Origin of the sequence: Acinetobacter sp. YH16044 (assembly GCF_013417145.1) — a bacterium.
Lineage (GTDB): Bacteria > Pseudomonadota > Gammaproteobacteria > Pseudomonadales > Moraxellaceae > Acinetobacter > Acinetobacter amyesii.
The window spans coordinates 17,980-44,563 of sequence record NZ_VPEK01000022.1; the positions used below are offsets into that span (position 1 = coordinate 17,980).

24 protein-coding genes and 4 tRNA genes are annotated in these 26,584 nt (G+C 39.3%); 17 read left to right on the top strand and 11 right to left on the bottom strand.

Going from position 1 to position 26,584, the window contains the following annotated elements; all coding sequences use genetic code 11:
• Window positions 1-7 precede the first annotated feature (7 nt).
• Both FTV38_RS12275 and sthA read right to left on the bottom strand, forming a co-directional pair.
• The gene (locus FTV38_RS12275) at window positions 8-1,120 is read right to left on the bottom strand and encodes an AAA family ATPase (protein ID WP_180022623.1); all 1,113 of its coding nucleotides are present in this window, start codon (window positions 1,118-1,120) and stop codon (window positions 8-10) included.
• 143 nt (window positions 1,121-1,263) lie between these two features.
• Window positions 1,264-2,679 (bottom strand): Si-specific NAD(P)(+) transhydrogenase, encoded by a 1,416-nt coding sequence (gene sthA / locus FTV38_RS12280; protein WP_180022624.1) that lies wholly within the window; start codon window positions 2,677-2,679, stop codon window positions 1,264-1,266.
• Between the two features lie 206 nt (window positions 2,680-2,885).
• Here sthA and lipA point away from each other — a divergent pair, with 206 nt between their 5' ends.
• The 3 genes from lipA to FTV38_RS12295 all read left to right on the top strand — a co-directional run bounded on the left by lipA (window position 2,886) and on the right by FTV38_RS12295 (window position 7,369).
• The gene (lipA, locus tag FTV38_RS12285; RefSeq protein WP_078190238.1) at window positions 2,886-3,899 is read left to right on the top strand and encodes a lipoyl synthase; all 1,014 of its coding nucleotides are present in this window, start codon (window positions 2,886-2,888) and stop codon (window positions 3,897-3,899) included.
• 410 nt (window positions 3,900-4,309) lie between these two features.
• On the top strand, window positions 4,310-6,823 hold the full coding sequence (locus tag FTV38_RS12290; protein WP_180022625.1) for an acyl-CoA dehydrogenase: 2,514 nt from the start codon (window positions 4,310-4,312) through the stop codon (window positions 6,821-6,823).
• A 159-nt stretch (window positions 6,824-6,982) separates the two neighbouring features.
• Window positions 6,983-7,369 (top strand): carboxymuconolactone decarboxylase family protein, encoded by a 387-nt coding sequence (locus FTV38_RS12295; RefSeq protein WP_005008801.1) that lies wholly within the window; start codon window positions 6,983-6,985, stop codon window positions 7,367-7,369.
• Window positions 7,370-7,473: 104 nt separating this feature from the next.
• Here FTV38_RS12295 and FTV38_RS12300 read toward each other — a convergent pair whose 3' ends face one another.
• Entirely contained in the window at window positions 7,474-7,731 is a 258-nt protein-coding gene (locus tag FTV38_RS12300) for a hypothetical protein (RefSeq protein ID WP_078191893.1), read from the bottom strand.
• A gap of 186 nt (window positions 7,732-7,917) precedes the next feature.
• Window positions 7,918-9,096 (bottom strand): trypsin-like peptidase domain-containing protein, encoded by a 1,179-nt coding sequence (locus tag FTV38_RS12305; RefSeq protein WP_180022626.1) that lies wholly within the window; start codon window positions 9,094-9,096, stop codon window positions 7,918-7,920.
• 169 nt (window positions 9,097-9,265) lie between these two features.
• Between FTV38_RS12305 and FTV38_RS12310 the strand changes: the two genes are divergently transcribed.
• Together FTV38_RS12310 and FTV38_RS12315 are read left to right on the top strand one after the other, a co-directional pair.
• Complete coding sequence (locus FTV38_RS12310; RefSeq protein ID WP_180022627.1) at window positions 9,266-10,024, top strand: Nif3-like dinuclear metal center hexameric protein; 759 nt, start codon at window positions 9,266-9,268, stop codon at window positions 10,022-10,024.
• A 156-nt stretch (window positions 10,025-10,180) separates the two neighbouring features.
• Window positions 10,181-10,807, top strand: coding sequence for a superoxide dismutase (locus tag FTV38_RS12315; protein WP_078192384.1), 627 nt, complete (start codon window positions 10,181-10,183; stop codon window positions 10,805-10,807).
• Between the two features lie 327 nt (window positions 10,808-11,134).
• Here the strand turns inward: FTV38_RS12315 and FTV38_RS12320 are convergent, their stop codons facing one another.
• Window positions 11,135-12,478 (bottom strand): hypothetical protein, encoded by a 1,344-nt coding sequence (locus FTV38_RS12320; RefSeq protein WP_180022628.1) that lies wholly within the window; start codon window positions 12,476-12,478, stop codon window positions 11,135-11,137.
• Window positions 12,479-12,982: 504 nt separating this feature from the next.
• Between FTV38_RS12320 and FTV38_RS12325 the strand changes: the two genes are divergently transcribed.
• The 5 genes from FTV38_RS12325 to FTV38_RS12345 all read left to right on the top strand — a co-directional run bounded on the left by FTV38_RS12325 (window position 12,983) and on the right by FTV38_RS12345 (window position 14,268).
• Window positions 12,983-13,058 (top strand) — tRNA-Asn (locus tag FTV38_RS12325).
• A gap of 5 nt (window positions 13,059-13,063) precedes the next feature.
• Window positions 13,064-13,139, top strand: a tRNA-Asn gene (locus tag FTV38_RS12330).
• A 217-nt stretch (window positions 13,140-13,356) separates the two neighbouring features.
• A tRNA-Asn gene (locus tag FTV38_RS12335) sits at window positions 13,357-13,432 on the top strand.
• A gap of 255 nt (window positions 13,433-13,687) precedes the next feature.
• Window positions 13,688-13,763: transfer RNA gene (locus FTV38_RS12340), tRNA-Asn, on the top strand.
• Window positions 13,764-13,785: 22 nt separating this feature from the next.
• Entirely contained in the window at window positions 13,786-14,268 is a 483-nt protein-coding gene (locus FTV38_RS12345) for a DUF2726 domain-containing protein (protein WP_218945491.1), read from the top strand.
• Window positions 14,269-14,343: 75 nt separating this feature from the next.
• On the opposite strand, the gene FTV38_RS12350 is transcribed toward FTV38_RS12345, so the two are convergent.
• The 4 genes from FTV38_RS12350 to FTV38_RS12365 all read right to left on the bottom strand — a co-directional run bounded on the left by FTV38_RS12350 (window position 14,344) and on the right by FTV38_RS12365 (window position 17,501).
• Window positions 14,344-14,604 (bottom strand): hypothetical protein, encoded by a 261-nt coding sequence (locus tag FTV38_RS12350; RefSeq protein WP_168379169.1) that lies wholly within the window; start codon window positions 14,602-14,604, stop codon window positions 14,344-14,346.
• A 135-nt stretch (window positions 14,605-14,739) separates the two neighbouring features.
• Window positions 14,740-15,993, bottom strand: a complete 1,254-nt coding sequence (locus FTV38_RS12355; protein WP_180022629.1) for a prolyl oligopeptidase family serine peptidase — start codon at window positions 15,991-15,993, stop codon at window positions 14,740-14,742.
• A gap of 118 nt (window positions 15,994-16,111) precedes the next feature.
• Window positions 16,112-16,993 (bottom strand): 4-hydroxybenzoate octaprenyltransferase, encoded by an 882-nt coding sequence (ubiA, locus tag FTV38_RS12360; protein WP_180022630.1) that lies wholly within the window; start codon window positions 16,991-16,993, stop codon window positions 16,112-16,114.
• 22 nt (window positions 16,994-17,015) lie between these two features.
• Window positions 17,016-17,501: a chorismate lyase gene (locus tag FTV38_RS12365; RefSeq protein WP_180022631.1), complete on the bottom strand. Its 486-nt coding sequence runs from the start codon at window positions 17,499-17,501 to the stop codon at window positions 17,016-17,018.
• Window positions 17,502-17,703: 202 nt separating this feature from the next.
• Here FTV38_RS12365 and FTV38_RS12370 point away from each other — a divergent pair, with 202 nt between their 5' ends.
• Window positions 17,704-18,618, top strand: coding sequence for a polysaccharide deacetylase family protein (locus FTV38_RS12370; RefSeq protein WP_180022632.1), 915 nt, complete (start codon window positions 17,704-17,706; stop codon window positions 18,616-18,618).
• 84 nt (window positions 18,619-18,702) lie between these two features.
• Here FTV38_RS12370 and FTV38_RS12375 read toward each other — a convergent pair whose 3' ends face one another.
• Both FTV38_RS12375 and glnA read right to left on the bottom strand, forming a co-directional pair.
• Window positions 18,703-18,981, bottom strand: coding sequence for a hypothetical protein (locus tag FTV38_RS12375; RefSeq protein ID WP_180022633.1), 279 nt, complete (start codon window positions 18,979-18,981; stop codon window positions 18,703-18,705).
• A 96-nt stretch (window positions 18,982-19,077) separates the two neighbouring features.
• Window positions 19,078-20,493 (bottom strand): type I glutamate--ammonia ligase, encoded by a 1,416-nt coding sequence (gene glnA / locus FTV38_RS12380; RefSeq protein WP_171262625.1) that lies wholly within the window; start codon window positions 20,491-20,493, stop codon window positions 19,078-19,080.
• A gap of 890 nt (window positions 20,494-21,383) precedes the next feature.
• Here glnA and FTV38_RS12385 point away from each other — a divergent pair.
• The 6 genes from FTV38_RS12385 (at window position 21,384) to folE (ending at window position 26,391) form a co-directional block, all read left to right on the top strand.
• Window positions 21,384-21,968 carry an aminodeoxychorismate/anthranilate synthase component II gene (locus FTV38_RS12385; protein WP_078190263.1) on the top strand — a complete coding sequence of 195 codons (585 nt, stop codon included), beginning with the start codon at window positions 21,384-21,386 and terminating at the stop codon, window positions 21,966-21,968.
• Window positions 21,969-21,986: 18 nt separating this feature from the next.
• On the top strand, window positions 21,987-23,033 hold the full coding sequence (trpD, locus tag FTV38_RS12390; RefSeq protein ID WP_168379163.1) for an anthranilate phosphoribosyltransferase: 1,047 nt from the start codon (window positions 21,987-21,989) through the stop codon (window positions 23,031-23,033).
• Between the two features lie 16 nt (window positions 23,034-23,049).
• Window positions 23,050-23,856, top strand: coding sequence for an indole-3-glycerol phosphate synthase TrpC (gene trpC / locus FTV38_RS12395; RefSeq protein ID WP_180022634.1), 807 nt, complete (start codon window positions 23,050-23,052; stop codon window positions 23,854-23,856).
• A gap of 169 nt (window positions 23,857-24,025) precedes the next feature.
• Window positions 24,026-24,946 (top strand): hypothetical protein, encoded by a 921-nt coding sequence (locus FTV38_RS12400; RefSeq protein ID WP_257228782.1) that lies wholly within the window; start codon window positions 24,026-24,028, stop codon window positions 24,944-24,946.
• A 111-nt stretch (window positions 24,947-25,057) separates the two neighbouring features.
• Window positions 25,058-25,747 (top strand): Smr/MutS family protein, encoded by a 690-nt coding sequence (locus FTV38_RS12405; protein WP_078190270.1) that lies wholly within the window; start codon window positions 25,058-25,060, stop codon window positions 25,745-25,747.
• A 95-nt stretch (window positions 25,748-25,842) separates the two neighbouring features.
• Window positions 25,843-26,391, top strand: coding sequence for a GTP cyclohydrolase I FolE (folE, locus tag FTV38_RS12410; RefSeq protein ID WP_171262632.1), 549 nt, complete (start codon window positions 25,843-25,845; stop codon window positions 26,389-26,391).
• The last annotated feature ends 193 nt before the right edge of the window (window positions 26,392-26,584 follow it).

Here is a 26,584-nt window from a genome sequence, read left to right on the forward strand (position 1 = left end):
GAGTAAATTAATCCTCATCGATTAAGCTTGCGCCCTTGACCACAGTTTTCCCCTCGACCTGATCCAGTTGATAATGCTGCACATCACTATACTGTTTGATCATTTCAACCAGTTCATTGGAATGTGTGGTCAACCAAAGCTGCGTATAGCGACTTGCTTCGGCAATCAGCATCGCCAAGGCAGGTAATAAATCGGGATGTAAGCTATTTTCTGGCTCATTCAGTGCCATAAAATTTGGGGGTCTTGGACTCAATAAAGCCACAGCTAAACACAAAAACCGTAAAGTCCCATCTGAAAATTCGGCACTTTCCAAAGGTCTTAAGATCCCTTGCTTTTGCATCATCATTTGAAAGCGCCCACCCATTTCCTGCACATAAAATTGGGTCTGCGGAAAGGCTTTTTCTAGTACTTCAAACAAGGTTTCACTGTTACCACGCTCACGCAAGGTTTCAAAAGCCGCAGCTAAATTTGTACCATCATGCGCTAAAACTGGCGAACGAATGCCCACCTGTGGGACACGGATCGGTGAATTTCCACTGACAGAAAACTCATGATAAAAACGCCAGTTTTTCATGGTCTCACGCACTTGTGAAACTTCGGGATATAAGTGTGGATCGGACAATTGTCCAAACACCGACTCTTCTGGTGTTAATGCCATCGGATAAGCAATCCGTTCTTCATCAACATTTTTAAGAAATGCCGCTTGGTTGGTTCTTTCCAACAACTCACTCATTTTTCGACGTTGATAGCCGCTTAACCAAATCCCTTCTACTTTGACCAAAGGATCGAGTGCAAACAAGGTGATGAGCGGTTCAGGAAAACCTATTTCAAGTTGATATTCATAATGCTCCATCTCCACTGCAAGCTTCATGCGCTTAGGGTCTTTCGATCGATCACCCGCACGGTGACCATCTGCCCACATGATTTTTTGAATCCCGCCCTCATTTGCAATAGCTTGGGATAATTGGCCATTTGCAGCTTCATGCAGGAGACGTACAGCTTTATATAGATTGGATTTACCACAACCATTCGGACCACTGACAATATTCAGACGCGATAAGGTCAGATTCATATGATGAATAGATCGAAAACCTTGAATGGTCACTGAACGGATCGTCATAAGCTACCTAAAATGAGTTGGAAATGCTGATGATTATAAGTGGATTGAATGTATATTTTGCATACACTTTATCCTAACTATAAAAAAACCCGCAAGCCGAAACTTACGGGTCTTTCATTGTACATTCTAAGTTCAATTTAACCTTAGAATAAACGGTTCATACCATTCAATGTTGCAACACGGTACGCTTCCGCCATAGTCGGATAGTTAAATGTGGTTTCTACGAAATATTTAATCGTATTGTTCGGGCTGTTCATCACGGCCTGACCAATGTGAATAATTTCCGCAGCATTATTACCGAAGCAATGAACGCCTAAAATTTCTAAAGTATCACGATGGAACAAGATTTTAAGCTCACCCACGGTGTCGCCCGTAATTTGCGCACGTGCCAAATGTCGGAAAGATGCCTGACCCACTTCATACGGAATTTTTTCTTCAGTTAACTGTTGTTCAGTTTTACCAATCGAAGAAATTTCAGGAATTGTATAAATACCTGTAGGAATATCCGTTACAGGTGCAATTCCTTCTTCACCGCTCATGTTAGAACCGGCACAGCGACCTTGGTCATATGCAGCAGATGCAAGTGATGGCCAACCGATTACATCACCCGCAGCAAAGATATTCTCTACTTCAGTTTGATATTGATCATTCACGGTTAATTGACCACGGCTGTTTGGTTTAATACCTACATTTTCTAGGCCTAAACCATCTGTATTACCAGAACGACCGTTACACCACAAAATCGCGTCGGCTTTAATTTTCTTACCACTTTGCAAGTGCAGAACCACATGATCTTCATGTGTTTCAAGATGATCAATCTGTTCGTTGTGGCGAATCAATACACCCTGCTCACGTAAACGATATGACAATGCATCTGAGATTTCATCGTCTAAATAGCTGAGTAATTTGTGCTGTGTATTGATCAAATCAACTTTGTGGTCTAGACCAATAAAGATAGACGCATATTCACAACCAATCACACCTGCACCATAAATGATGATTTTTTGGATTGAATAATCTAGATCTAAAATTTTATCTGAATCAAATACGCGAGGATGATTAAAGTCTAAAGCAGCTGGACGGTAAGGACGTGAACCTGTAGCAATCACTAATTGCTGGAATACTAAAGTTTCCGTCATACCTTCATTGCTAAAAATCAAAACAGTGTTTTGATCTTGGATATACGCACGGCCGTGGAAAATATCAATTTTATTACGGTCATAAAAACGTGAATGCGTTTCAACTTGTTGTTGAATCACTTTATGCGCATTACGTAACACCTGTTTCATCGTGAACTGTTTCCATTCACCGACTTTTTGGAACATAGGGTCACGTTGGTAACGTAAAATGCTTGAAACGGTCTGACGTAATGCTTTACTTGGAATTGTTCCTACATGGGTACAGTTACCACCAAGCTGTTCACGCATATCTACAATAGCAACTCGCTTACCTGATTTAGCAAGTTTCATTGCAGCGCCTTCACCCGCAGGGCCAGAACCCAGAACTACCGCATCGTATTTCACGAAAGTTCCACTAACGACCTCTTTCTTACGTGGCATTCAACGCTCCTTTACAAATATTCTTTAATCTAGGCTGTATTATGACGTATATCCTAACTTTTTTGGATATTTAGCTCACATATATTATGTGATAACCACATTTATTATATGAATATCGTTTTCCCCCTATTTAAGCTCAAGTCCGCTATAATGATCGAGCTAATTTTTTGAATATCTCCTTGTCAAAAACAGTGGAAAAGTTGAATATGTCTGAGAACCGTAAACCTGTACAGGGTGTAAAACTTCGTGGCGCAGAAAAAGTCGCTCGCATACCTGTGAAGGTCGTGCCAACGGTTGAAACGCCTCGTAAGCCTGACTGGATTCGGGTCAAAATGGCTGCCCCTGATGAAGTTCAACGTATTAAAACAACTTTACGCGCACAAAAATTACATACCGTGTGTGAAGAAGCGGCTTGCCCGAACTTACCTGAATGTTTCGGTGGCGGTACTGCAACCTTTATGATTATGGGCGATATCTGTACTCGTCGTTGCCCATTCTGCGACGTTGCGCATGGTCGTCCCAATGCTCTTGACCCAGATGAACCACGTCACATGGCAGAAACCATTGCCAATCTTGGTTTGAAATATGCCGTAATTACGTCGGTCGACCGTGATGACCTAGTTGATGGCGGCGCACAGCACTTTGTTGACTGTATTAAAGAAGCTCGTGACTTGAGTCCAAAAACACTTTTGGAAATTCTAGTTCCTGACTTCCGTGGTCGTATGGATGTTGCCCTTCGTATTATGACGGAGTGTCCACCTGATGTCTTTAACCACAACATTGAAACCGTGCCACGTTTGTATAAAGCAATGCGTCCGGGTTCTGACTACCAACACTCTTTAAACTTATTAAAAATGTTTAAAGAATACTGCCCAGATGTACCAACTAAATGTGGTTTGATGGTCGGTATTGGTGAAACTGAAGAAGAAGTGATTGCGTTATTAGACGACTTAAAAGCACACGATGTTGACTATGTCACCATTGGCCAGTACTTACAGCCCTCTAAAGAACATGCTCCTATTGACCGTTTTGTAAGCCCAGAAGAATTTGAGCGTTACACTGCACATGGCCAAAAGCTTGGTTTCAAAAACATTTGGGCTGCACCAATGGTCCGTTCAAGTTACTTTGCTGACCGTCAATACTATGGTGAGCCAGTGCCTGCGGTACGTCGTAAAACTGATCCTGCAAAGAAAATTGCAGTTCAAACCATTGAAGCTTAATCACTCTAAGATTTAAAACATCGCAAATTAAAGCCCTCATTGATTGAGGGCTTTTTTGTGGCTTTCACACTCAGCCCAATTCGTTAACAAATATAAGATCTTTCGAAAATAGTGCGTTCCTTTAAACGGTATCCAACATATCGAATCATACAAGTTTACGTAATGTGACATTTCTTTGCCCGATAGGGATTGTATTGTGATTATTTATTAATCAATCTATTGAAAACAGTTTATTTGCGCTTTCATGATATTCGCGCAATTGTCCAATCATACTCACCAGCCGAGTGATGCCATTTTGACAGTCTCATGCACTTTAAAATCAGAAAGACAAAAGATGAGATCATTTTTAAACGCATGTAGGCTGTTTTAAACGCATAACGCTCTGGCCCTTGTCACTGGAGCCATAACAAATGCTATTTATACTCAGTGCCGTACTCTTTATTTTTGCTCTTTGGGCCGTTTTTTTCTTTGAACTTTCACGAGCTGTAGGCGCGATAACACTGATATTCGTTTCAATTGCACTCGCCTTTTTAAGCCCATGGTCATTAATACTTGGCATCCCGCTTATTGCTTTAAGTTTAATTGTGTTGATTGATCCACTGAGGCTCAATCTACTCACCAAACCTGCCTATAAAACCTTAGCAAATGCGATGCCGAATATGAGTACTACGGAACGTGAAGCGTTGGATGCAGGAACAAGTTGGTGGGAAAAAGAGCTATTTATGGGCGCGCCTGATTGGAAAAAATTTGAGGCTTATCCCTATCCTCAGCTTAGTGCTGAAGAACAATCCTTCATTGATAATGAAGTCGAACAACTTTGTGCCATGCTCAACGAATGGGATATTCACCATAAACATAAAGACCTCCCACCAGAAGCTTGGCAATTCATTAAGGATAATGGTTTCTTAGGACTAGTGATTCCAAAATCTTACGGGGGCCGTGAATTTAGTTCATATGCACAAAGCCGTGTCATGAGCAAGATTGCATCTCGCTCACTCACTGCCGCAGTCAGTTGTATGGTGCCCAACTCTCTTGGACCGGGGGAATTACTTCTACACTATGGTACCGAAGCACAAAAAGACAGATACCTCCCTGGCCTTGCAAAAGGTGAAGAAATTCCATGTTTTGGACTCACAAGCCCTGAAGCAGGCTCAGATGCAGGCGCTATTCCAGATACAGGTGTTGTCTGTTATGGCACCTTTGAGGGACAACAAGTGCTCGGCTTAAACATGAATTTCTCTAAACGCTGGATTACCCTTGCACCGATTGCCACCGTCATTGGTCTTGCATTTAAGTTATACGATCCAGATGGCTTATTGGGAGATAAAAATAAAACGGAATATGGCATCACCTGCGCGCTGCTACCGGCGAGTCATGACGGTGTCATTACAGGCCCTCGTCATAATCCAGGCTCACCATTTATGAATGGGACAGTTGAAGGTAAAGATGTCTTTATTCCCTTAGACTGGATCATTGGTGGGATAGAAAATGCCGGTAAAGGCTGGCGTATGCTGATGGAATGCTTAGCGGTTGGTCGTGGTATTTCACTTCCTGCATTGTCAACGGCAGCCGGAGAAATGGCATATTTAAACGTCGGCGCATTTGCCAAAGTTCGTCAGCAGTTTAAAATTTCTGTAGGTAATTTTGAAGGTGTACAAGAAGCTTCGAGTGATATCGCATCAGATGCTTATATGCTTGAAGCATTTCGCTATTTGGTGACTTGTGGTTTAAACCAAGGCGGCAAACCTGCTGTAATGACTGCAATGGCCAAATACTATGCCACTGAAACCATGCGTAAAGTAGTCAATCATGGCATGGACATCGTCGGTGGACGTGCCGTGCAGATGGGACCTCGTAATTTTTTAGCTTTGAATTATCAGGCCATTCCTGTGTCAATTACTGTCGAGGGTGCCAATATTCTAAGTCGCTCTTTGATGATTTTTGGACAAGGCTCCATGCGTTGTCATCCATATTTATTTGAAGAGCTACAATTACTTCAAGCCGAAGATAAAAACACTGCACTCAATACATTCAATGAAATGCTCTTTAAGCACTTAGGCTATACCTTTAACCGAACTGCACGTGCTTTTGCTTATGCCTTCACTGGTGGTCCATCAGACTCACCTGCTTCAGCAGATGAATTTAGCCACCCCTACTATAAAAAAATTAATCGATTCAGTGCTGATTTCGCGCTGACTGCAGATATGTGTCTTGGCCTTTTAGCCGGCGATATTAAACGTAAAGAAATGCTCTCTGGCCGACTTGCAGACATTCACTCTTATTTATTTATAGCGACAGCTATTCTTAAATATTATGAACAAGGTCAAAGAAGCGAAGCTGAACAACTACATGCACAACTTGCATTAGATAAAGCTTTGTACAATGTCGAAGAAGCTTTCCATGGCTTATTTGATAACTTCCCAATGCGACTAGCGGCAAGTGTAGTAAAAATCATCTGCTTTCCGTTTGGACGAGTTGTTGCCAAACCTACAGACCATTTAAAACGTGAAGTTGCCACTCAAATGATGCTAGATAATACTTTCCGCCAAGAACTGAAAAAGCACGTGTATTACAGCACTGCAGCAGATGAAGTTTCTGGTCGTATGGAAAATGCCTTTTTACAATTGTTGAAAATTGAACCGCTGTGGAACCAATTTAAAAAAGCTGAATCTAAAGGTCAATTCAAAGGTTTAACTTTTGAAGCACATATAGCCGATGCCATTGCACAAAAAGTCATTACTGCCTCCGAAGCTGAACAGCTCAGCACTTACAACATTCAACGCTATGACAGTATGCTCACAGATGTTTTCGATATGCAACTCATCCACGAACTTGAGCTATCCAATCCACATTTAACCGTTTCACCAGAAGTGAAAAAGCAACAACACACCGATGATGAACCAGAAGCCTTCCTGCGTTATTAATCAGCTTCTGCATCGCTTTTAAGCTTTATTTTTCTCAAAATAAAAGCCATTCCACTGTTAAACAATGGGATGGCTTTTTTATACGACCATCAGCCAATGGTATCGCAGAGTCAAAGGTATAGGCTGTACTGCAAAATTACATCACAGAGGGTTTGCTACATGTCACAACAAGATTATGAAAATGGCTTAAAAGTTCGTACTGAAGTTATGGGTGAAAGTTTCGTTAAACGTGCTCAAGACAATACCGTGCCATTTACTCAACCTTTGCAAGATTGGATTAATGAGCATGCATGGGGTTCAACTTGGCAGCGTGAAGGCGTTTTACCCCGTAAATATCGCTCACTGATTACCATTGCATTTTTAACTGCACAAAAAAGTCCAACAGAACTCAAGGGTCATGTCCGAGGTGCTTTAAATAATGGGGCGACTGTAGAAGAAATTCAGGAAGTATTACTTCATAGTTTGCCATATTGTGGTGCACCAGCGACTCAAGAAGCCTTTCGTGCGGCGCTTGAAGTCATTAACGACTATCAAAAATCTGAATAAGTCGCTACGTTATAAAACAGCTTTAGAAAACTGCGATTATCGTGGTTTTCTAAAGGGTTTCATCTTGTTTTTAACTTACGACCTTAAATATAGTGAATCCCGAATCAAATCCAGTAGACATTAAAATTATAGAAGAATTCATTCACTTCAAATCGAACTTGATATCCCAATTCTGTAAGCTCAGCAGATAAACTTCGAATCTCTTCTAAAGCTAAATGCTTGGGTAAAACCGTAAATACGGCGGTATTCCCCTGTTTGGCATTTTCCTCAATCAGCAAAGCCAAACGTGTCTTATATAAGGCGATATCTAAATTGGCTTGACTGGATAAAACTTTGGCATGTTCAGCGGGTAAAAAGCTCATATTCTTATACGCTTATCTGATTATTATTGCTTATAAATTAAGCCAAATTCAGCAAAGCGTGCAATGCATTTTTGTAATTGATATTTCAATTACAAAGCGCATTGTTTGGCGCAAACGAAGCTCTTCAAAGCGATATACAAAAAAAGGAACTCAAAAAAAATCCCTCATGAAGAGGGATTTTCTATGCTAGCGGGGTAATGGAATATATTGCGAGTCACTGTTTTGAGTTTGCAGTTTACGCTCTCCCACTTGTACCGGCAATGTCATCGCCTTTCCGTCTCGCTCAATGTCAATTTGCATAGTGCTCAATGGCGCTTGTTGTGCAACGTAGTTGATTAAATGCGAAGTCGAGGTAATCAGCTCATTATTCACTTTCACGATTTTATCACCACGTTTTAAACCTGCCTGTGCTGCAGGTCCATTACGAATGACATCTGCGACAATCACACCATTCACACGTGGATCTAAAATATTTTCTTGTTTAATTGGAAGTAAACTAATACCTAACCAACCACGAACCACTCGCCCATCTTTTAAAATAGCGTTCAGCACTTGTTGACATACTTTTGCAGGAATGGCAAAACCAATCCCCAAAGAGCCACCTGACTGCGAGAAGATCGCGGTATTTACACCAATTAAGTTCCCTGCAACATCAATTAAAGCACCACCAGAGTTGCCGGGGTTGATCGCAGCATCTGTTTGAATAAAGTCTTCGTAAGTGTTGATTCCCAAATCTGAACGACCTGTAGCTGAGATAATCCCTTGCGTAACCGTCTGACCCACGCCAAAAGGGTTACCAATCGCTAGGACGACATCACCGACTTCATTGCCACTTAGCTTAAATGGCAAAACCGGTAATTGACTCATTTCAATCTTAATCACAGCTAGGTCTGTATCTGGGTCTGTACCCACAACTTTCGCTTCAGCACGACGACCATCATGTAAAGCCACAACGATCTGATCGGCCTGTGCGATCACGTGGTTATTCGTCAAAATATAGCCATCTGGACGAACAATCACACCTGAACCTAAACTATTTTCGTTTTGATTGGTTTGATCTGGAAGTTGATTACCAAAAAACTCACGGTAAACAGGATCATTTAATAAAGGATGATCCAATTGTTTCACTTTTTGCGTAGTGAAAATATTGACAACCGCTGGAGCAGCAACTTTTACCGCAGCACTATACGAAACTACACCGCCTGTACGCGACGTATCAATGAGGGGCTCAACCTTTTCTGCAGGCATTTTAACCCCATCTGGGGCAATGGGTGCTTTAGGTTTTTGAACCTGTTGCCATGTAAAGAAACCGATGATCACAAGTATTAATAATACCCAAGGTAACCATGTAAAGGTCCGACGCACGTCTATATCCTCTAAATTTTATAATTCATTAATGGCTAAATAATTTATATCGTATTGTAATGTAATCTTTTCAACAAAATTAAAAATAAATACAGAGATTTGTGATTCTTTAGTTACAATTTAAACAATCGTAAATTTTGATTCATCTCTTTGAGATTTTGGACAGTATATGGCTCAGTTAAGTGAAATTATTCAGTGGTGTGACAGCACACTCAAAGCACATGAATTTAAGGACTATGCTCCCAACGGCTTGCAAATTGAAGGCTCAGCAGAAGTGCATAAAATTTTATGTGCAGTTACCGCATCACAAACAGCGATTGAAGCCGCGATAGCAGAAAAAGCTGATTTGCTATTGGTACACCATGGTTATTTTTGGAAAGGTGAAGCTTACCCAATCACAGGTATGCGCGGCAAACGCATCAAAAGCCTGATCAAAAACGATATTTCACTCGTTGGTTATCACTTACCTTTAGATAGTCACCCTACTTTAGGTAATAATGCAGCGATAGCAGATTTGCTCGAATTAGAAAATATTGAAGCTTTAGATCCTACTGAACGTCATCCTATTGGCAATGTTGGCTATTTAAAACAATCCATGACTCCAGCGGCATTTAAAGACTTCGTTTCTGAAAAATTAGGTTTTGATGCCATTCACCTGCCTGCAGATAAACCATCTATTCAAAAAATTGGTTTTTGTACGGGCGGCGCACAGGACTTTATTGGCAAAGCGGCTGCTTTAGATTGTGATGCCTACATTTCAGGTGAAGTGAGCGAACGTACTTTTTACGAGGCTGAAGAATTAAACGTGCATTATTATGCATGTGGACACCATGCAACTGAGCGTTATGGTGTACAACGACTCGCAAAAGCTATTTCAGAACAGTTCAATATTGAGTATAGTTATTTCGAATTAAATAACCCGATTTAATTTAAATCGTCTAGGTCTTTGGCTCAGTCCTTATACGTATATTTTCAGGCTTTATTCTGTATTGTTATTTATAAGCAATGCGCATTTTACTGCAAGAATCTATTACAATAACGGCACTTAATGTCAAAACCCAGCAAAATGCAAGGAATTGAAAACATGACAACGATTACTTTACCAGCGTTACCTTACGGTTACGAAGATCTTGCTCCTCATATCAGCAAAGAAACTTTAGAATACCATCACGACAAACACCACAATACTTATGTGGTTAACCTAAACAAAGCAATTGAAGGTACTGACCTTGCTGGCAAAACTTTAGAAGAAATCATCACTGCTGTTAAAGGCGATGCTTCTAAAGCTGGTATCTTCAACAATGCAGCTCAAGTATGGAACCACACATTCTACTGGAACTGTATGGCTAAAAACGGTGGCGGTAAAGCTACTGGCGCTTTAGCAGCTAAAATCGACGAAGCTTTTGGTTCTTACGAAAAATTCGCTGAAGAATTTGCAAATGCTGCTGCAACTCAGTTCGGTTCAGGTTGGGCTTGGTTAGTTGCTGACGAAGTAAACGGCAACCTTTCTATCCTTAAAACTTCAAATGCTGACACTCCACTTGCTCACGGTAAAGTTGCTGTGTTGACTATCGACGTTTGGGAACACGCTTACTACATCGACTTCCGTAACGCTCGTCCTAAATACATCTCTACTTTCTTAGAAAGCCTAGTGAACTGGGACTATGCAAACGCTAAATATGCAGGTCAAGCTGCTGGCGTTGAAAAATAAGTTTTAAAACTTATTCAAAAGTCAAAAAAATCACCCTTTTAGGGTGATTTTTTATGGGCTTAACAATTTTAAAATCTATAAAAATATATAAGCACTACTTTTTCTTGTTTTAGTTCAAGTGAAATTAAATAAAGTTATGCAACAAGGATTTTTTATTACACATGTTGCATGTTAAACATTTTAAAAATTTAAAATCCGTAGGTATGGCCTTTCCCAACACAAGATTCTGAAATTTATTAAAATTAAGGTGTTTTCAAATACTATGTATTAAATTAATTGTAGGAGAATTACCATAGTTATATTTTTGAGAGTATAACTACGCAATTATTACCTTAAGAGATCATTTACGCCTAAATGACCAAACTTGCCATTTATTAGACGACCATCATCTAACTGCACGTTTTTAAATTCTATAGTTCCCTCTGAATCATTGACAGTTACACCACTACAATGATTATTCGTCAATTTACAGTTCCATTTCAGATAGATATTCACATTTAATTGACCCTTCTGTGGTCTTTGATAAGCTACATTTACATTTTTAGTTATAGTATCGTATTTCACTGTGAACTCTAGATCAGATTGCTTATCTCGACTCATAAAACGATAATATTTACTTTCATTCTCTGCATATGCAACTGCTGAAACAGTTTCATCAATTTTAAAAACTTCATCTCCTGCAATGACTTGACCATAAGGAATTTTTTTCACAAAACCTCCAGATACTTTTAAGTCTGGAGAAGCAATATATTCAATAGGGTTAGTAAATAAGTTATTGATGAATTTAAAGGTCGTTATACCATTTTCATAATCTGTATTTAATATAAAATCTCGATTGAAGTATCCCTTATATATGTGCACATCTTTAGGTTGCTCATTACTGAAATAATTCCCCTCTGTTAAGATAAATCTATCGTGATCAAGATCCACAGGATTATTAAAATTAAAATAGTATTCTTTATCGGTCGTAAAACTTAAAACAGAACTAGTTTTCCAATCCAAAAATTTTTCTATTGTTGCAGGTTTACCATTAACAACTAAGTCTGATTCCGCATGATATTCATTAAATCGTTTGGTGTTCCACACTGGCCAATCAGAATTTACTTCAAACTTAACAGAGCCCTTAATTTTAGCTGTAGATGCAAAGCCAATATTATTTAAACGTCCTGCTATAGAACCATTTGCGTCTATAATAAAGTAAGTTTTACCATTACTCTGCTTTTCAATTTTATAAGAAAATGTATCGCTGCATGAATTTTGACATTGAACTCTCAGATACCCGTTATCATTCTCTGAATAGCTAAAAACTCCAACTTTATCGTCATTAGGATAAAAATAAAGACCCGCCAAATTATTAATATGGGCAGACAAATCATTGCTTGGTGTAAGAATTTCTAAATCCCACATATTATTGTTTGTAGCAGATGCTTCAATCACACTATCTGTGTGAAATGGTGAAAACTTGATGGTTGAGTGATTAGCAATGCCAGAATTTTCAATTTCAAAATAGCCATGCGTCAAATCTGGACTTAGTACAGTAGTTTCTTCAATAGGCTTCGGTACAGATGTTTCTGATGACGTTGGACTACTTTCTCCTCCCCCTCCACCACATGCGACTAATAAAATAGATAAAAGAGTTAAAGGGAATAATTTTCTTCTAAGGTGAAGCATATAAATCCTTGTTTAAAAAATAAATTTTTAAATTTTATAAAAATACTGAATTTAGACTACTTTTGTAAATATTCAATACCATTTCATAAAACAATGAAACTTTGCCTAGTTCTTATACAGGAAGCTAAGCCACTTGTGTACTTAGACGATTTTTTTATCTAAAAATTATTAAAAAATCTTCTATTTATTTTAAAAACTGTAATTGGCCGTCTAATTATTGCCCAATGTAACAAAATAGCGATCATACAAAATGACAGTGCGTACTTCTCTCAGCATGTCTAAAACAAGAATAGCGATCTAACGCAACCTTACTCACCATTTCATCCATTACTCTTCAAACTATAATCGCCAAAGTATTCTGATGACTTTTAATACGATAAAAGCTCAAAAGAATCAATAAATAAGCAACAAACCCATCTTTGAATAATAAAAAAACATTTAAGCGCTATATCCGTCATTTTTACTTGACCCTTTTAAGTTTCATCCCTAAAATGCGCATCAGATTCTCCAATAGCTCAGTCGGTAGAGCGACGGACTGTTAATCCGCAGGTCCCTGGTTCGAGCCCAGGTTGGAGAGCCATCTATTCTTCCATAGCTCAGTCGGTAGAGCGACGGACTGTTAATCCGCAGGTCCCTGGTTCGAGCCCAGGTGGAAGAGCCAGATTCTAAAAAACCCACTCATTATGAAGTGGGTTTTTTATTGCCTATTCATTAATATGAGTACACCTACTTTATTGTTTTTACATTCCCCAAAGTATGTGTATAAGTACCCACTTGCCTGATTCGGCTATTTTTAAAACACTTAATTTGATTTTTCTGTATTTTATTTAAATCAGGCTTGACCACCCTGCCATACATCTTTAGAATCCATTTCAGATTCTCCAATAGCTCAGTCGGTAGAGCGACGGACTGTTAATCCGCAGGTCCCTGGTTCGAGCCCAGGTTGGAGAGCCAAATTCTAAAAGCCCACGCATTATGTCGTGGGCTTTTTTATGGTCTGACTTTTGTTTTAAGATAAGAATCACTTGCTCTATGACCTAAGCTATTCACTTAGCTCTCCGACCACATTAGAAAGAATAGTCAGAGCTTAAGTTTTAAAAACGCTTTATATTAAAGGTGTTTATATTTAATACATTCAGCCTAAATTTCCTTATTTTTTGCAATTCTGACTTGACCTCACTGCATTTGCCCCATAGAATGCGTGCAGATTCTCCAATAGCTCAGTCGGTAGAGCGACGGACTGTTAATCCGCAGGTCCCTGGTTCGAGCCCAGGTTGGAGAGCCAAATTCTAAAAAGCCCACGCATTATGACGTGGGCTTTTTTCATATATGTAGTTTATTCCGTGCCAGATCTCAGTCAGTTCATATTTTTTATTATTGGTTGCTTGGCAACTTTTGCCCTTGTCTGCTTAGTCTTTCCGAGACTGTTTAGAAGCAAACAAAAGTTTTTCCCACGTCGTGTAATCACTGCCTTTGAAAGTAAGATGTTTCATCGTTTAAATGAAGCATTTCCGAACTACCACATTTTAGCCCAAGTGGCTTTTAGCGCACTGATCACCAATCAAAATTATAAAATTAGGAATAGATTTAATCGAAAAGTCACTGATTTTGTCATACTTGACCAAACTTATAATGTGCTTGTGATTATCGAACTGGATGACCCTAGTCATATAGGCAAAGAGCAAGAAGATGCTGAACGTGATGCAATGCTTGAAGAAGCGGGCTACCGTGTAATCCGCTACACCAGTATTCCAACAGTTCACACGCTCAGGCATGATATAAATAAATAGTTGTAAAATACGTAAATCAAAATCAAACATTGAGTGAATGCGCATTGCATTCACATCGATAATGTAAACAGAATTTTATTGAGCATTTGACTCTTGAGCAGCCAGCACTTCTGATACTGCTTGGTCAGCCTCAGCAGCCAAAGCCTCATCTTGGGCTTCTTTAGCTTTAATGCGCTCAATCATTTCAGCTTGTTGTTGCTTATATTTTTCTTGGTTTTTGGCATCACTATTGACTGCAAGAAAAGCCATACTGACCAAAAATATAGGAATCAATAGCCCAAGTGCCATCAAAATGATCATCTTTTTGGTATTGGGCTTTGGCTTAACTTCAGACATAACGATTCTTTCATTTACATAAATAATTCGACGCCCAATATAGCAAAAAACAAAATTCGCTCAAGTCTATACAACACATTTTGCCTATTCATAAAAAGCCTTGGAACAATCCAAGGCTTTTTTTTGGAGTACAAATTAAGATTTAGTGGTTGGCATATGCTGTTTAATAAAATCTACAAGCATCTGATTACGTAAAACAATTGCTTGAGTATGAGAGGCCTCAGGCACCAATTCAAAGGTCACATCAGACTTTAAATTTAATTTTAAGTTTTCAGCTAAAGCCTGTGTAACTTGATAAGGTACTGCCGCATCCAATTGACCTTGGATAATTAGCACTGGTTTATCAATATGCCTTGTTGCGGGTTGATTAATCGTTAAGAATTTAGCAATTTCTGCATTCTCTTGGAAATTTGCCGTTAACCCAGGGTAGTCTGTGGCTGTTTTACCCACATTACTCGCTATAAAATTATTAATATCTGCCTCAAATTCCTCCATGAGTGGCGTAAGACATAAGCCATTTTCCCCTGTACTCCCTTCCGCCTTTGCCACCCAAGGTTGAGAGCGTGTTTCAAATATAGCATTGTAGTCAAATCTTGGTTCGTAGGCTTTAATCCCTATTGCAACATACGCAGCATAAGCTAAGAGCTCAGAATACACCTTTGCCGCTGTACCTTTTGCGACGCCGCTATCTGGTATATTTTCTGCAGCAGCCAATCTTGCAATCGCTACTGGTGCAATTTCTTTAATGATATAGCCTAAACTTGATGCAGGTGCAGCAGCAACAGCGCCCCTATAGTGATTATCTCCGTTTGCAAATTCCGCTGTCCCTAAGGATGCATGACCACCTTGGGATTGACCTACTGACATCCAGTCGCCATGCATGTCTTTACCTAAATGCTGCTGTAAAGCTTTAACCGCATATTGCGCAGACTTAGCTGCACTTTCTAAATGTAAATAGGTATGAATGCCCGGTGTACCCAAGCCCTCATAATCCGGTGCTAAAATTACGTATCCTTCTTTAAGTAAACTTTCAGCCATTGCCTTAAATCTTGGATTTAACGAATTTAAACTTGGTGCACAAGAGTCACCACTTCCCACAGTACCATGTTCCCAAACTACTACACGCCAACCATCTGCAGGTTTGGGTGTAGATGGATAAAATACCATTGCTGTTGCATTGACTCTTTTGTCTTGCACATTTGGCATTTTATACGTCATTACACGCACCTTACTTGCATCCAAAATAGTGTCTTTGCTATAAGGCTCATCCGATACATAATGCTGTGTAAATACAAATTCAGAACGATCATCACTATCGCCACAGGCTGATAGCAAAAGCACGGACGAACATAAAACAGTAATTAGACTTTTCTTCAAATACATTTGCATTGTTGATTTCCTTTTCTTGTTATTACGTTTTTCTCATATGAGATCTTTAAATTAAGCATAAAAAAAGCACCCGAATAGGATGCTTTAGTTCATTTTAAAAAGTTTCAGATCAATGACATTAAAGCGTCAGGGCCATGAAAATTCCAATAAAAATCATAAGCCCTACCCAGCGGTTATGGCGAAACGACCAAAAACATAACTGCGGATCACGGCCTCTGGTTTTAGTCCATTGGTAAATAAAATCGGCAGCCACAGCCAACATTGCAACTAAACCAAATGGCATCAAGAGATCTTCTAAATACAACGCAGAACCAATCAGTACAATACTTAGCGCCTGTAATAAAGAAATGATTTCAATATCGTATTTACCAAATAAAATCGCAGTCGATTTCACGCCAATTTTCAAATCATATTCACGGTCAGTAATGGCATATTGTGTGTCATACGCAACAGTCCATGCCAAATTACCAAAGTACAATAACCAACAAGTTAAATCAGGTGTTTGCCCCACAGCGGTATAAGCCATAGGAATCGACCATGAAAATGCCGCGCCTAAAAATACTTGTGGCAGATGCGTGTAGCGTTTCATAAAGGGATAAATGAACGCTAAAAACAATGCACCAAAGGACCAATAAAAAGTTTCTATCGGTAAAAAGAACAACATACATGCGCTAGCAAGCACCAAGATCAAGAACACATATATGGCTTCTTTAGCACTAATCACTCCAGTGGCTAAAGGACGATGCTTGGTTCTTTCCACAGCACCATCGACTTTACGGTCAGCAAAGTCATTAATCGCACAACCTGCTGCACGCATAAATATCGTGCCCAAAATCATGGGAATCAAAATACTGAATTGCGGTGTTCCTTGATTGGCAATCCACAGTGCCCACATGGTTGGCCAAAAAACCAGTTCCGTGCCAATTGGCTTATCGAAGCGACATAAATAGTAATAAGCTTCTAAACGCTGCTGCCAAGTAATCTGTTGCACCACGGCCATGACTGTCCTTCATCTGGTAATGTTATTTCTGCAAATATTGCTCAAAACTCGCTAAAAAAGTTTCCTGAACTATAAATTTACAACCATGCCAAGTATAACAGCTCTGACGTGTCCAACCATCGTCTAGCCACAATACACGCCGCTCACACTTCGGATTGGTCCGTTGAAATAAAAAATGTCCGATGGGTTTTTTACCAATATGCCGAAAAATCCGCGCACGGCCTTGTATACTGAGGATTGGAAATATACTTTTTGCCTTGACCCACGGCTCAGCTTCACAGCCATATAAATAACTTTCACGTACCCAAGCTGTGTGCTGTATTGGCATTTGTAGCCACCGTGCATCTTGAAGCGTCATACGTTGAAATTGCTCAATACTTGGCTCAACCTTAAATACGCCTTGGGCAAAATCTGTTAATTGTTGAGTTAATGAACCCGAAGCATACAACCATGTTCTTAATTCAGGAGACATTCTTTTATCCCGCATTTCGCATGCTTGACGCTGCATATTCCATTTCCCTTATAACCATTTGCTGAGTATAGCGAATCCTTAGTGTAACCAACTCAATATAGTTTTTCATGACCCATAGCTTGTTTTCAGTAAAATGAACAAAACAAAACGGCTTAAGTACTTCATTACATTTGCAATCAACACAAACCTCACATACACAGTATGATGTCGTGGATAACCACTAAATTACACAAGCATAATGTTTCCATTTTACCCGCTACATGTTTTTATTTTTTTCGTTTTACTTTGTGCCAATATCACGGTTCAAGCAAAATCTATTGCACTCAGTTTTGATGATGGATTAAATCCAGTGTTTAACGCACAAGCGGAACAAATCAATGCCCAAATTTTAAAACATCTGCATGATCAACAAATCAAAACTATTGTCTTCCCTAGCCTGATTAAAATTGGCGATTATCAAGGTAAACAACTGATTCAAGCGTGGGGACAATCTGGCCATCTGATTGGCAATCATAGTGCACTGCACCAAAATCTGAATAAAGAAAATGTCACTGTACACGATTATCTGCACAGCATTGAACAGGCAGATACAGTGCTAAAAACGCTGCCGAATTACATCCGTATTTACCGTTATCCATTTTTAAAAGAAGGTAATAACGCTGAAAAACGTGATGCTGTCTATCACTGGTTAGAGCAGCATCAATACCGCATTGGCGGTGTGAGTATTGATGCCAGTGACTGGTTTTATAACCGGAAATATCTCGACTATGCCAAACAGCAAGACTTTGACAAATTAGAGCGTCTAAAACAAGCGTATATTGCTCACCTGCTTCACCGAGCGGATTATTATGACCAGCTTGCGCAGCTCACTTTACAACGTTCACCGCAGCATGTTTTGCTTTTACATGTAAATGCCATTAATGCCGCATTTTTAAAGGATGCCATTACTGCTTTTCAACAGCATGGCTGGACATTTATTTCAGCTGAGCGCGCCCTGCAAGACCCGTTATATGCACAGCACAGCCAAAACATCCCTGCGGGTGAAAGTGTAATTTGGTCCATTGCCAAAACAAAAGGATTAGAAAACTTACGCTACCCCGCCGAAGATGCGCCTTATGAAATCGACAATTTGAAACAGCATGGTTTGCAATGACGATTGGCAAATTTCTAGATATTCAATAAAAAATGACCTGCGACGTTGTAGGTCATTTTTTCAGTTCAATTTTTTAGTGTTGAATTAAAAGTTATCTGTCTTGGCAATGGCTTCAAACTTGCCTTGCGGCGTTTTAATCAGAACTAGTCCTTCGGTGGTAATATAAAAATTTTCAGGGTAATCAAACTCCAATGCTAGCTCTGGGTTTTTCAGTTCGACAAATTCAGCCTGCTTATAACCTTCAACGGTCCGCCCCACTTCCAAATAAGTCACTTCTGAGAAGTTGAGTTTAAATCCCTTTGCTTGATCCGCTGGATCAATCCAAGGAAAAAAACCGGTATGTTTTTTACGTGGTTTTGCCATGTTTAGATATTCATTCAAATCTTTGCATTATCTTAACCCATCTCATAAAAAAACCCGCACAAGGCGGGTCTTTTTACAGTGAAATTCTGTACAGAATTACAAGCTGTAGTACATGTCGAATTCAACTGGGTGAGTAGTCGTGTTAAGACGACGAACTTCTTCAGTTTTAAGTTCGATGTAGGCATCAAGCATTTCTTTAGTGAACACGCCACCTTTAAGAAGGTAATCATGGTCAGCTGCAAGAGCTTCAAGCGCCATATCTAAGCTATGAGCCACTGTAGGGATTTTAGCTTCTTCTTCAGGAGGAAGATCGTACAAGTTCTTGTCAGCAGCTTCACCTGGGTGGATCTTGTTTTGAATACCATCAAGACCAGCCATAAGAAGTGCAGCGAAACCTAAGTACGGGTTCATCATTGGATCTGGGAAACGTGCTTCGATACGTTTGCCTTTCGGGCTAGAAACGTAAGGAATACGAATAGAAGCTGAACGGTTACGTGCTGAGTAAGCAAGCATAATCGGTGCTTCAAAATGTGGAACTAAACGTTTGTACGAGTTAGTCGAAGGGTTTGTGATTGCGTTCAATGAACGAGCATGTTTGATCACACCACCAATGAAGTATAACGCCATTTCTGAAAGACCAGCGTATTCATCACCAGCAAACAAGTTCTTGCCGTCTTTAGAGATCGACATGTGAACGTGCATACCAGAACCGTTATCGCCAACCATTGGTTTAGGCATAAACGTAGCAGTTTTAGCATATTGGTGAGCAACGTTCCAAACAGCATATTTGAACTGTTGTACTTCGTCCGCTTTACGAACCATAGTGTTGAAGCTTACACCGATTTCAAGCTGGCAAGATGCAACTTCGTGGTGATGTACTTCTACACGACCTGGGCCCATGATGTCTTCAATTTTTGCACACATATCTGCACGCATATCTTGTGAAGAATCTACAGGAGGAACTGGGAAGTAACCACCTTTCACACGTGGACGGTGACCAGAGTTACCCGCTTCGTAATCTTTACCAGTAGACCAAGCAGCTTCTTCAGCGATTAATGTGTGACGCGCGCCAGACATATCGATGTCCCATTTTACTTCGTCAAAAACGAAGAATTCTGGTTCTGGACCAAAGAAAGCAGTATCACCGATACCAGTTGATTTTAGGTATTCTTCCGCACGGCGAGCAATAGAGCGTGGGTCACGTTCATAACCTTGACCAGTTGAAGGTTCGATAACGTCACAAGTCACAACAACTGTAGCTTCTGCAAAGAACGGGTCGATAAAACCAGTTTCTGCATCTGGACGTAAGATCATGTCAGATGCTTCAATGCCTTTCCAACCAGCAATTGAAGAACCATCAAACATTTTGCCATCTTCAAACGTATCTTCGTCGATTGAATCTGCTGGGTAAGTTACGTGTTGTTCTTTACCCTTAGTATCAGTAAAGCGAAAATCGACCCATTTTGCGCCACTTTCTTGGATGAGTTGAAGGACCTTGTTCGCCATGCTCATTTTGCTCCGATGATTTTTTTGTGCACACTGAAGTGCGTGTTAGTAGTTGGTAGTTATTAAGCAATTACCGTACCAACTTTTAAAAGCTAAGCTAAAATACTGAATTCCTTATCAGAATAGAAGATTTTAGCTCCTTGCTTTTCGACTATTATACTGTGTGTAACAGTAAATGCACCATATTCAGCCACTCTTCATCACTTTTGTTTAAAAACTTCTCGCAGGTGTATCAAAATAGTGCAACTTGGTTTTGCACCAGTATGCACCAAAATGATTAATCGCTTTCAACGATAAAATTATTAGGATTTTATTCAAGCTTTAAGGTCGAATTTAAATACGATAGAAACTAATGGTTTAGCTAGTTCTAGATGGAAAAATACCAGCGTGATAACTATATTCATGATCGATATTTAGGTTTTTTGAGCCCTTAAAGCACTCTTTTTTTGAAGTAGATTTAACCATTTTGTTTTAATTTTGATCAATCTACCTTTGCATTAATTGTGCTCCATTTTGGTGATTTTGCTTCAAAACGGTTCATATTTTTCCAGCTAGAGCCTGAATTGCAATTTTTAACGACAGTAAGCAGATCTTTTTAAAATATCAATTGAACACATTTTAAACACTTAAATTCAGCCTATTGCTTTGTTCAACTTAAATCCTAAATTTATAAGTCGATAATTTGCTGAAATGATTTCAGTTGCGATGAACTTTGGCGAAATTGTTCAGCAGAAATTGAATAATATTTGCTATGATTGGCTGCATTCTAAATATTTCACTATTTTTCTATATTTAAAATATCCACACGATATTTGGGTCAATATACAACTATTTAGAATCATTTCGGACTATTCTAAGCACAGTTAAGTGCATAAATTTCAAAGGTTAATACGCTCATGCTTTTGATGATCGACAATTATGACTCTTTTACCTACAACATCGTCCAATATTTTGGCGAGTTAAATCAGGAAGTAAAAGTTGTACGTAACGATGCCGTGACATTGGAAGATATCGAGCGATGGCAACCGAAGTATTTAGTCATTGGTCCTGGCCCTTGTTCGCCAAGTGAAGCAGGTATTTCAATTCCTGCGATTCAACACTTTGCGGGAAAAATTCCTTTACTCGGTGTGTGTTTAGGCCACCAAGCCATAGGACAAGCTTTTGGCGGCGATATTATTCGCGCTAAAAAAGTGATGCACGGTCGTTTATCTGACATGTATCACAGCGATCAAGGCATTTTCAGCAACCTCCCTTCGCCATTTTCAGCAACGCGTTATCACTCTTTGGTGATTGATCAAGCGACTTTGCCTGAATGTTTAGAAGTGACCTGCTGGACCAATGAAGAAGATGGCACGATGGAAGAAATCATGGGCGTAAAACATAAGACATTGCCTGTCGAAGGCGTGCAGTTTCACCCTGAATCAATTCTTAGTGAACATGGCCATCAAATCTTTAAAAACTTCTTAGAAATTTACGCTTAATCGAGTGCAAAAAATATTATGAATATTCAACAAGCTTTAAATAACATCACTAAAAATATTGAACTCACTCAACCTCAAATGGAAGAAGTGATGCGTACCATCATGCAAGGTGAAGCGACCGATGCGCAAATTGGCGCACTCATGATGGGCTTACGCCAAAAAGGTGAAAGTATTGATGAAATCACTGCCGCAGCACGTGTAATGCGTGAGTTTGCGATCAAAATCGATGTCAGTGATCTGCCACATTTGGTGGATATCGTTGGTACAGGTGGTGATGGTCAAAACTTATTTAACGTTTCTACTGCGTCTAGTTTTGTCATTGCAGCAGCAGGTGCAACCATTGCTAAACATGGCGGTCGTGGTGTTTCATCAAAATCAGGCTCTTCTGATCTTTTAGAACAAGCTGGAATTAACCTTGACCTGAACATGCAGCAAACTGAACGTTGTATTCGTGAAATGGGCGTTGGTTTCCTCTTTGCACCTAATCATCATAAAGCCATGAAATATGCTGCTGGTCCACGTAAAGAATTGGGCTTCCGTAGTATTTTCAACCTACTTGGCCCGCTTACGAATCCGGCCGGCGTAAAACGTTTTGTGATTGGTGTTTTCTCTACAGAATTATGTCGTCCTATGGCTGAAGTTTTAAAACAACTCGGTGCAGAACATGTCTTGGTGGTGCATTCAAAAGACGGTTTAGATGAAATTAGCCTTGCATCAAGTACTTATGTTGCTGAACTCAAAGATGGCGAAGTCACTGAATGGGAAATTCAGCCGGAAGCCGTAGATATCGAGTCGCAAACCTTAACGGGTCTATCTGTAGATAGTGCTGCTGAAAGTCTAAAATTGATCAAAGATGCTTTAGGTAAAAACAAATCTGCACTCGGTGATAAAGCCGCGAATATGATTGCCCTAAATGCAGGCGCAGGCATTTATGTTTCAGGCTTAACCAAAAGCTATAAACAAGGTGTTGCATTAGCACATGACATTATTTATGGCGGTCAAGCACTAGAGAAAATGGGCATTTTGTCTGAATTTACTAAAACTTTAAAAGAATACGAAGCTTAAGATTAGGACACAGATCATGGTAGATATCGCCAATACAATTTTGGGTAAAATTGTTGAACGTAAAAAAGAAGAATTTGCAGCCCGTCTTAAACAACGTAGCTATAAAGATGTCGAAGAGCTAGCTCAAGCAGCTACACCTGTTCGAGGTTTTGCACAAAACCTCGGCTCTAAACGTCCGGGGGTGATTGCTGAAATTAAAAAGGCATCACCATCGAAAGGCATCATTCGTGAAAACTTTAACCCTGCTGAAATTGCGCAGCAGTATCAAGATGCTGGTGCGGCATGTTTGTCTGTTTTAACCGATGTGGATTTTTTCCAAGGTGCTGATGAAAACATTCAGATCGCACGTTCGCACTGTGACTTGCCAGCCCTGCGCAAAGACTTTTTGATTGACCCTTATGGCGTAATTGAAGCACGCGCTTTACATGCGGACTGTATTTTATTAATCGTGGCTTGTTTGTCTGATCAACAACTCGAAGAAATGTCGAAAACTGCTTTTGAACACAATCTCGACGTGTTGGTTGAAGTACATGACGAAGAAGAACTTGAGCGTGCAATGCGTCTTTCTGACAACTGTATACTTGGCGTCAATAATCGTAATTTAAAAACCTTTGAAGTTGACCTCAATACATCATTACGTTTGAAGAAGTTACTTGAACCTTCTCGCCTACTCGTGACAGAAAGCGGTATTGCCACACCCACAGATGTTGCCATGATGCAAGAACATGATATTCATGCATTCTTGGTCGGTGAAAGTTTTATGAAGCAGCCACGCCCTGATCAGGCGTTTAAGGAGCTGTTTGGTGTGCCTGATAAAATATAAATGAAATATGTAGGGTGAGTTCGCTCACCCTTTTTCTCCTTTGCATCCATATTAAAAAAATTACACATCCTTTTTATAATTTTTATTCATTTGAGAATTAAAAATAATGAAGTCGATTATTTCTTCTACTCTTCTATTCATTTCATTAATCTTGGTTTCACTACACCAGATGAGTTGGGCAAAAAATATAACTCTGTATACAGGCTCACCGTATCTTATTGACCAAAATCATATCCTCTACTTTAATATTTCCACTATGCCCGAAGGCATCATTGCTGCGCAGATTGACCTAAATCAAATTTTTCCAAATATAAATACTAACGTGCTAAAGGGCAAAAATTATGATTTCAATAAGAATCAAATTGAAATCGTTAGTTATCAAGGCTTACCAATAGTCATTAATTTCTCAATCAATACTAAAAACAAGAATATTGAAAATTCAACCTATTTTTCTATTTCTAAAGGACAAAAAAATTCTTTATCAAAACCAATCAATATTAAATCTCACCCTTATTCCATGGAAAAATTAAATCATTTTGAACAGATTTTTTATAAAGATACCCCTCATTTATTGAAAAAGAATTTAGCTGATGAGCCATATTTAATAAATATATTCATGTTCCATGCAGCAATAAATGATTTTGATGATATGAATGATTTTTTCCAAAATGCGATAAAGAACCTGACACAGAAAAATGATATTGATAATTATGAAAAAGCCAAAAATTTGTATCTTGAATATTTAAATTTTGGTGAAAACAATGAATTTTATGATACCACCTTAATTATGGCGGCTATCGAGCACACAGATATTTCTTTCATCAAAAAAATGAAGCTTAGAAAAATAAATGAACTTGTAGTAGATGAAGTTGAACCACAAACATATTATTTCACTAGATGCTCCCCATTAGGTAAAGCTATTCGCCTAAATCAATATCAGATAATTTCTTATTTACTTGAAAAAGGCGCTTCAACCGAAATCGTGTGTATTTCTAAATTTAATGAAGAACAATCAGCATTAGCTCTTGCAGAACAATATAAAAATAAAAAAGTTATTAAATTAATTAATTCAACTTTGAAGTCCAAATAGGATTTGTAATGAATTAAGAGATCTTCTTTATATAAAGTCTTTCCAGTTCAAATCAGTGCCATTTAAGGCTATAATTGCTTTAAATTTTTGTATATTTCCCGTTTTTTCATTATGAGCAAACACGATTCTTCGCTTTCAAAAGATCAGTACAACCTACTGAAATCTTTTAAAAAGCAAATTACGAATCCACATTCCTCTACGATTGCTAAACAGCCTGAGCCGACGCCAAAGACTGTTGAACAAGAGCAGGAAGAAGACTTCGCGCTTTTCCAAAAGCAAATGCAAGGTGTTCAAAAAATGAATGCAGGAAATACTGCAAAAATGGAAAAAGTGGGTCGTAAAAAACCTGATGCGCAAACCTTGGCAAAGCGTGCTGCTGCAATTGGCCCTATGGAAACAGATGATGCATTACTTTCTGATACGCAAGCGATGCTCAACCCTGTTGCCAGTCAAGCGGCCTTAAGCTATCGCATTGCAACCTTACAGCATAAAGTTTTTGAAGATTTAAAAGCCGGTAATCTACGTTGGTTCGAAGCAGTCGACTTACACGGTTGCACTGTAGAAGAAGCTCGTTCGGCTGTGCTGCAAATCATTCAAATGGCGAAAGATGACAATCAAAACGTCATTAAAATTGTGCATGGCAAAGGACCAGAAGCAATTTTAAAAACTTATGTAAATAGTTGGTTACGTCAACATCGTGATGTATTGGCATTTGTGAGCGCCCCAGAAAAACAAGGCGGTACAGGTGCTGTACTGGTTCTGCTTAAACGTGCAGAAAAGAACCCACAGTTTAAACAATAATCGGATTTAACTCCAAAAGAAGGCATTGTAATAGTTTTCTGCTACAATGCCGTCCTTGTTCAATCTCTCAGTGTAAGTGAACACGTCTTATGTCTATGCAGCAATCCTACGCAAATATCCTAACTGCCGTTGGTGAAGATCTGAATCGCCCAGGTCTTAAAGATACGCCTATGCGTGCTGCTAAAGCTTTTTCATATCTTACTTCTGGTTATAGCCAGACACTTGAAGAAGTGACCAACAATGCGGTTTTCCCATCCGATAACCGTGAAATGGTCTTAGTTAAGAATATTGAATTCTATTCTTTGTGTGAGCACCATTTATTGCCTTTTTATGGCCGTGTACATATTGCTTATCTCCCAGAAGGCAATGTTTTAGGTTTATCAAAATTCGCACGTATTACAGAAATGTTTGCCCGTCGCCTACAAATTCAGGAAAACCTCACTCAGCAGATCGCTGAAGCTGTGGCTGAAGTGACTGGTGCACGTGGTGTTGCTGTGGTGATTGATTCAGCTCACATGTGTATGATGATGCGTGGTGTAGGTAAACAAGAGTCTACAACCCGTACCGTTTCTTTTGTCGGTGACTTTAAAACCAATAAAGAAGAACGCCGTGAATTCTTAAGTGCTGTGCCTGAAAGCTATTAATAGAACATTCAGCGTCAGCTCTTTAAAAAAGCCTCAAACTTTTGAGGCTTTTTTTATTTGTGTTTTTGTCCCGTCCTGAAATAAGTTTACACCTTAAGAGACTTATTTTATGGAACATGCACAAGAACAACGAGTTAAACGCACACAACGTGATTATAGCTTCGCCTTTAAAATGATGGTTGTACATGAAGTA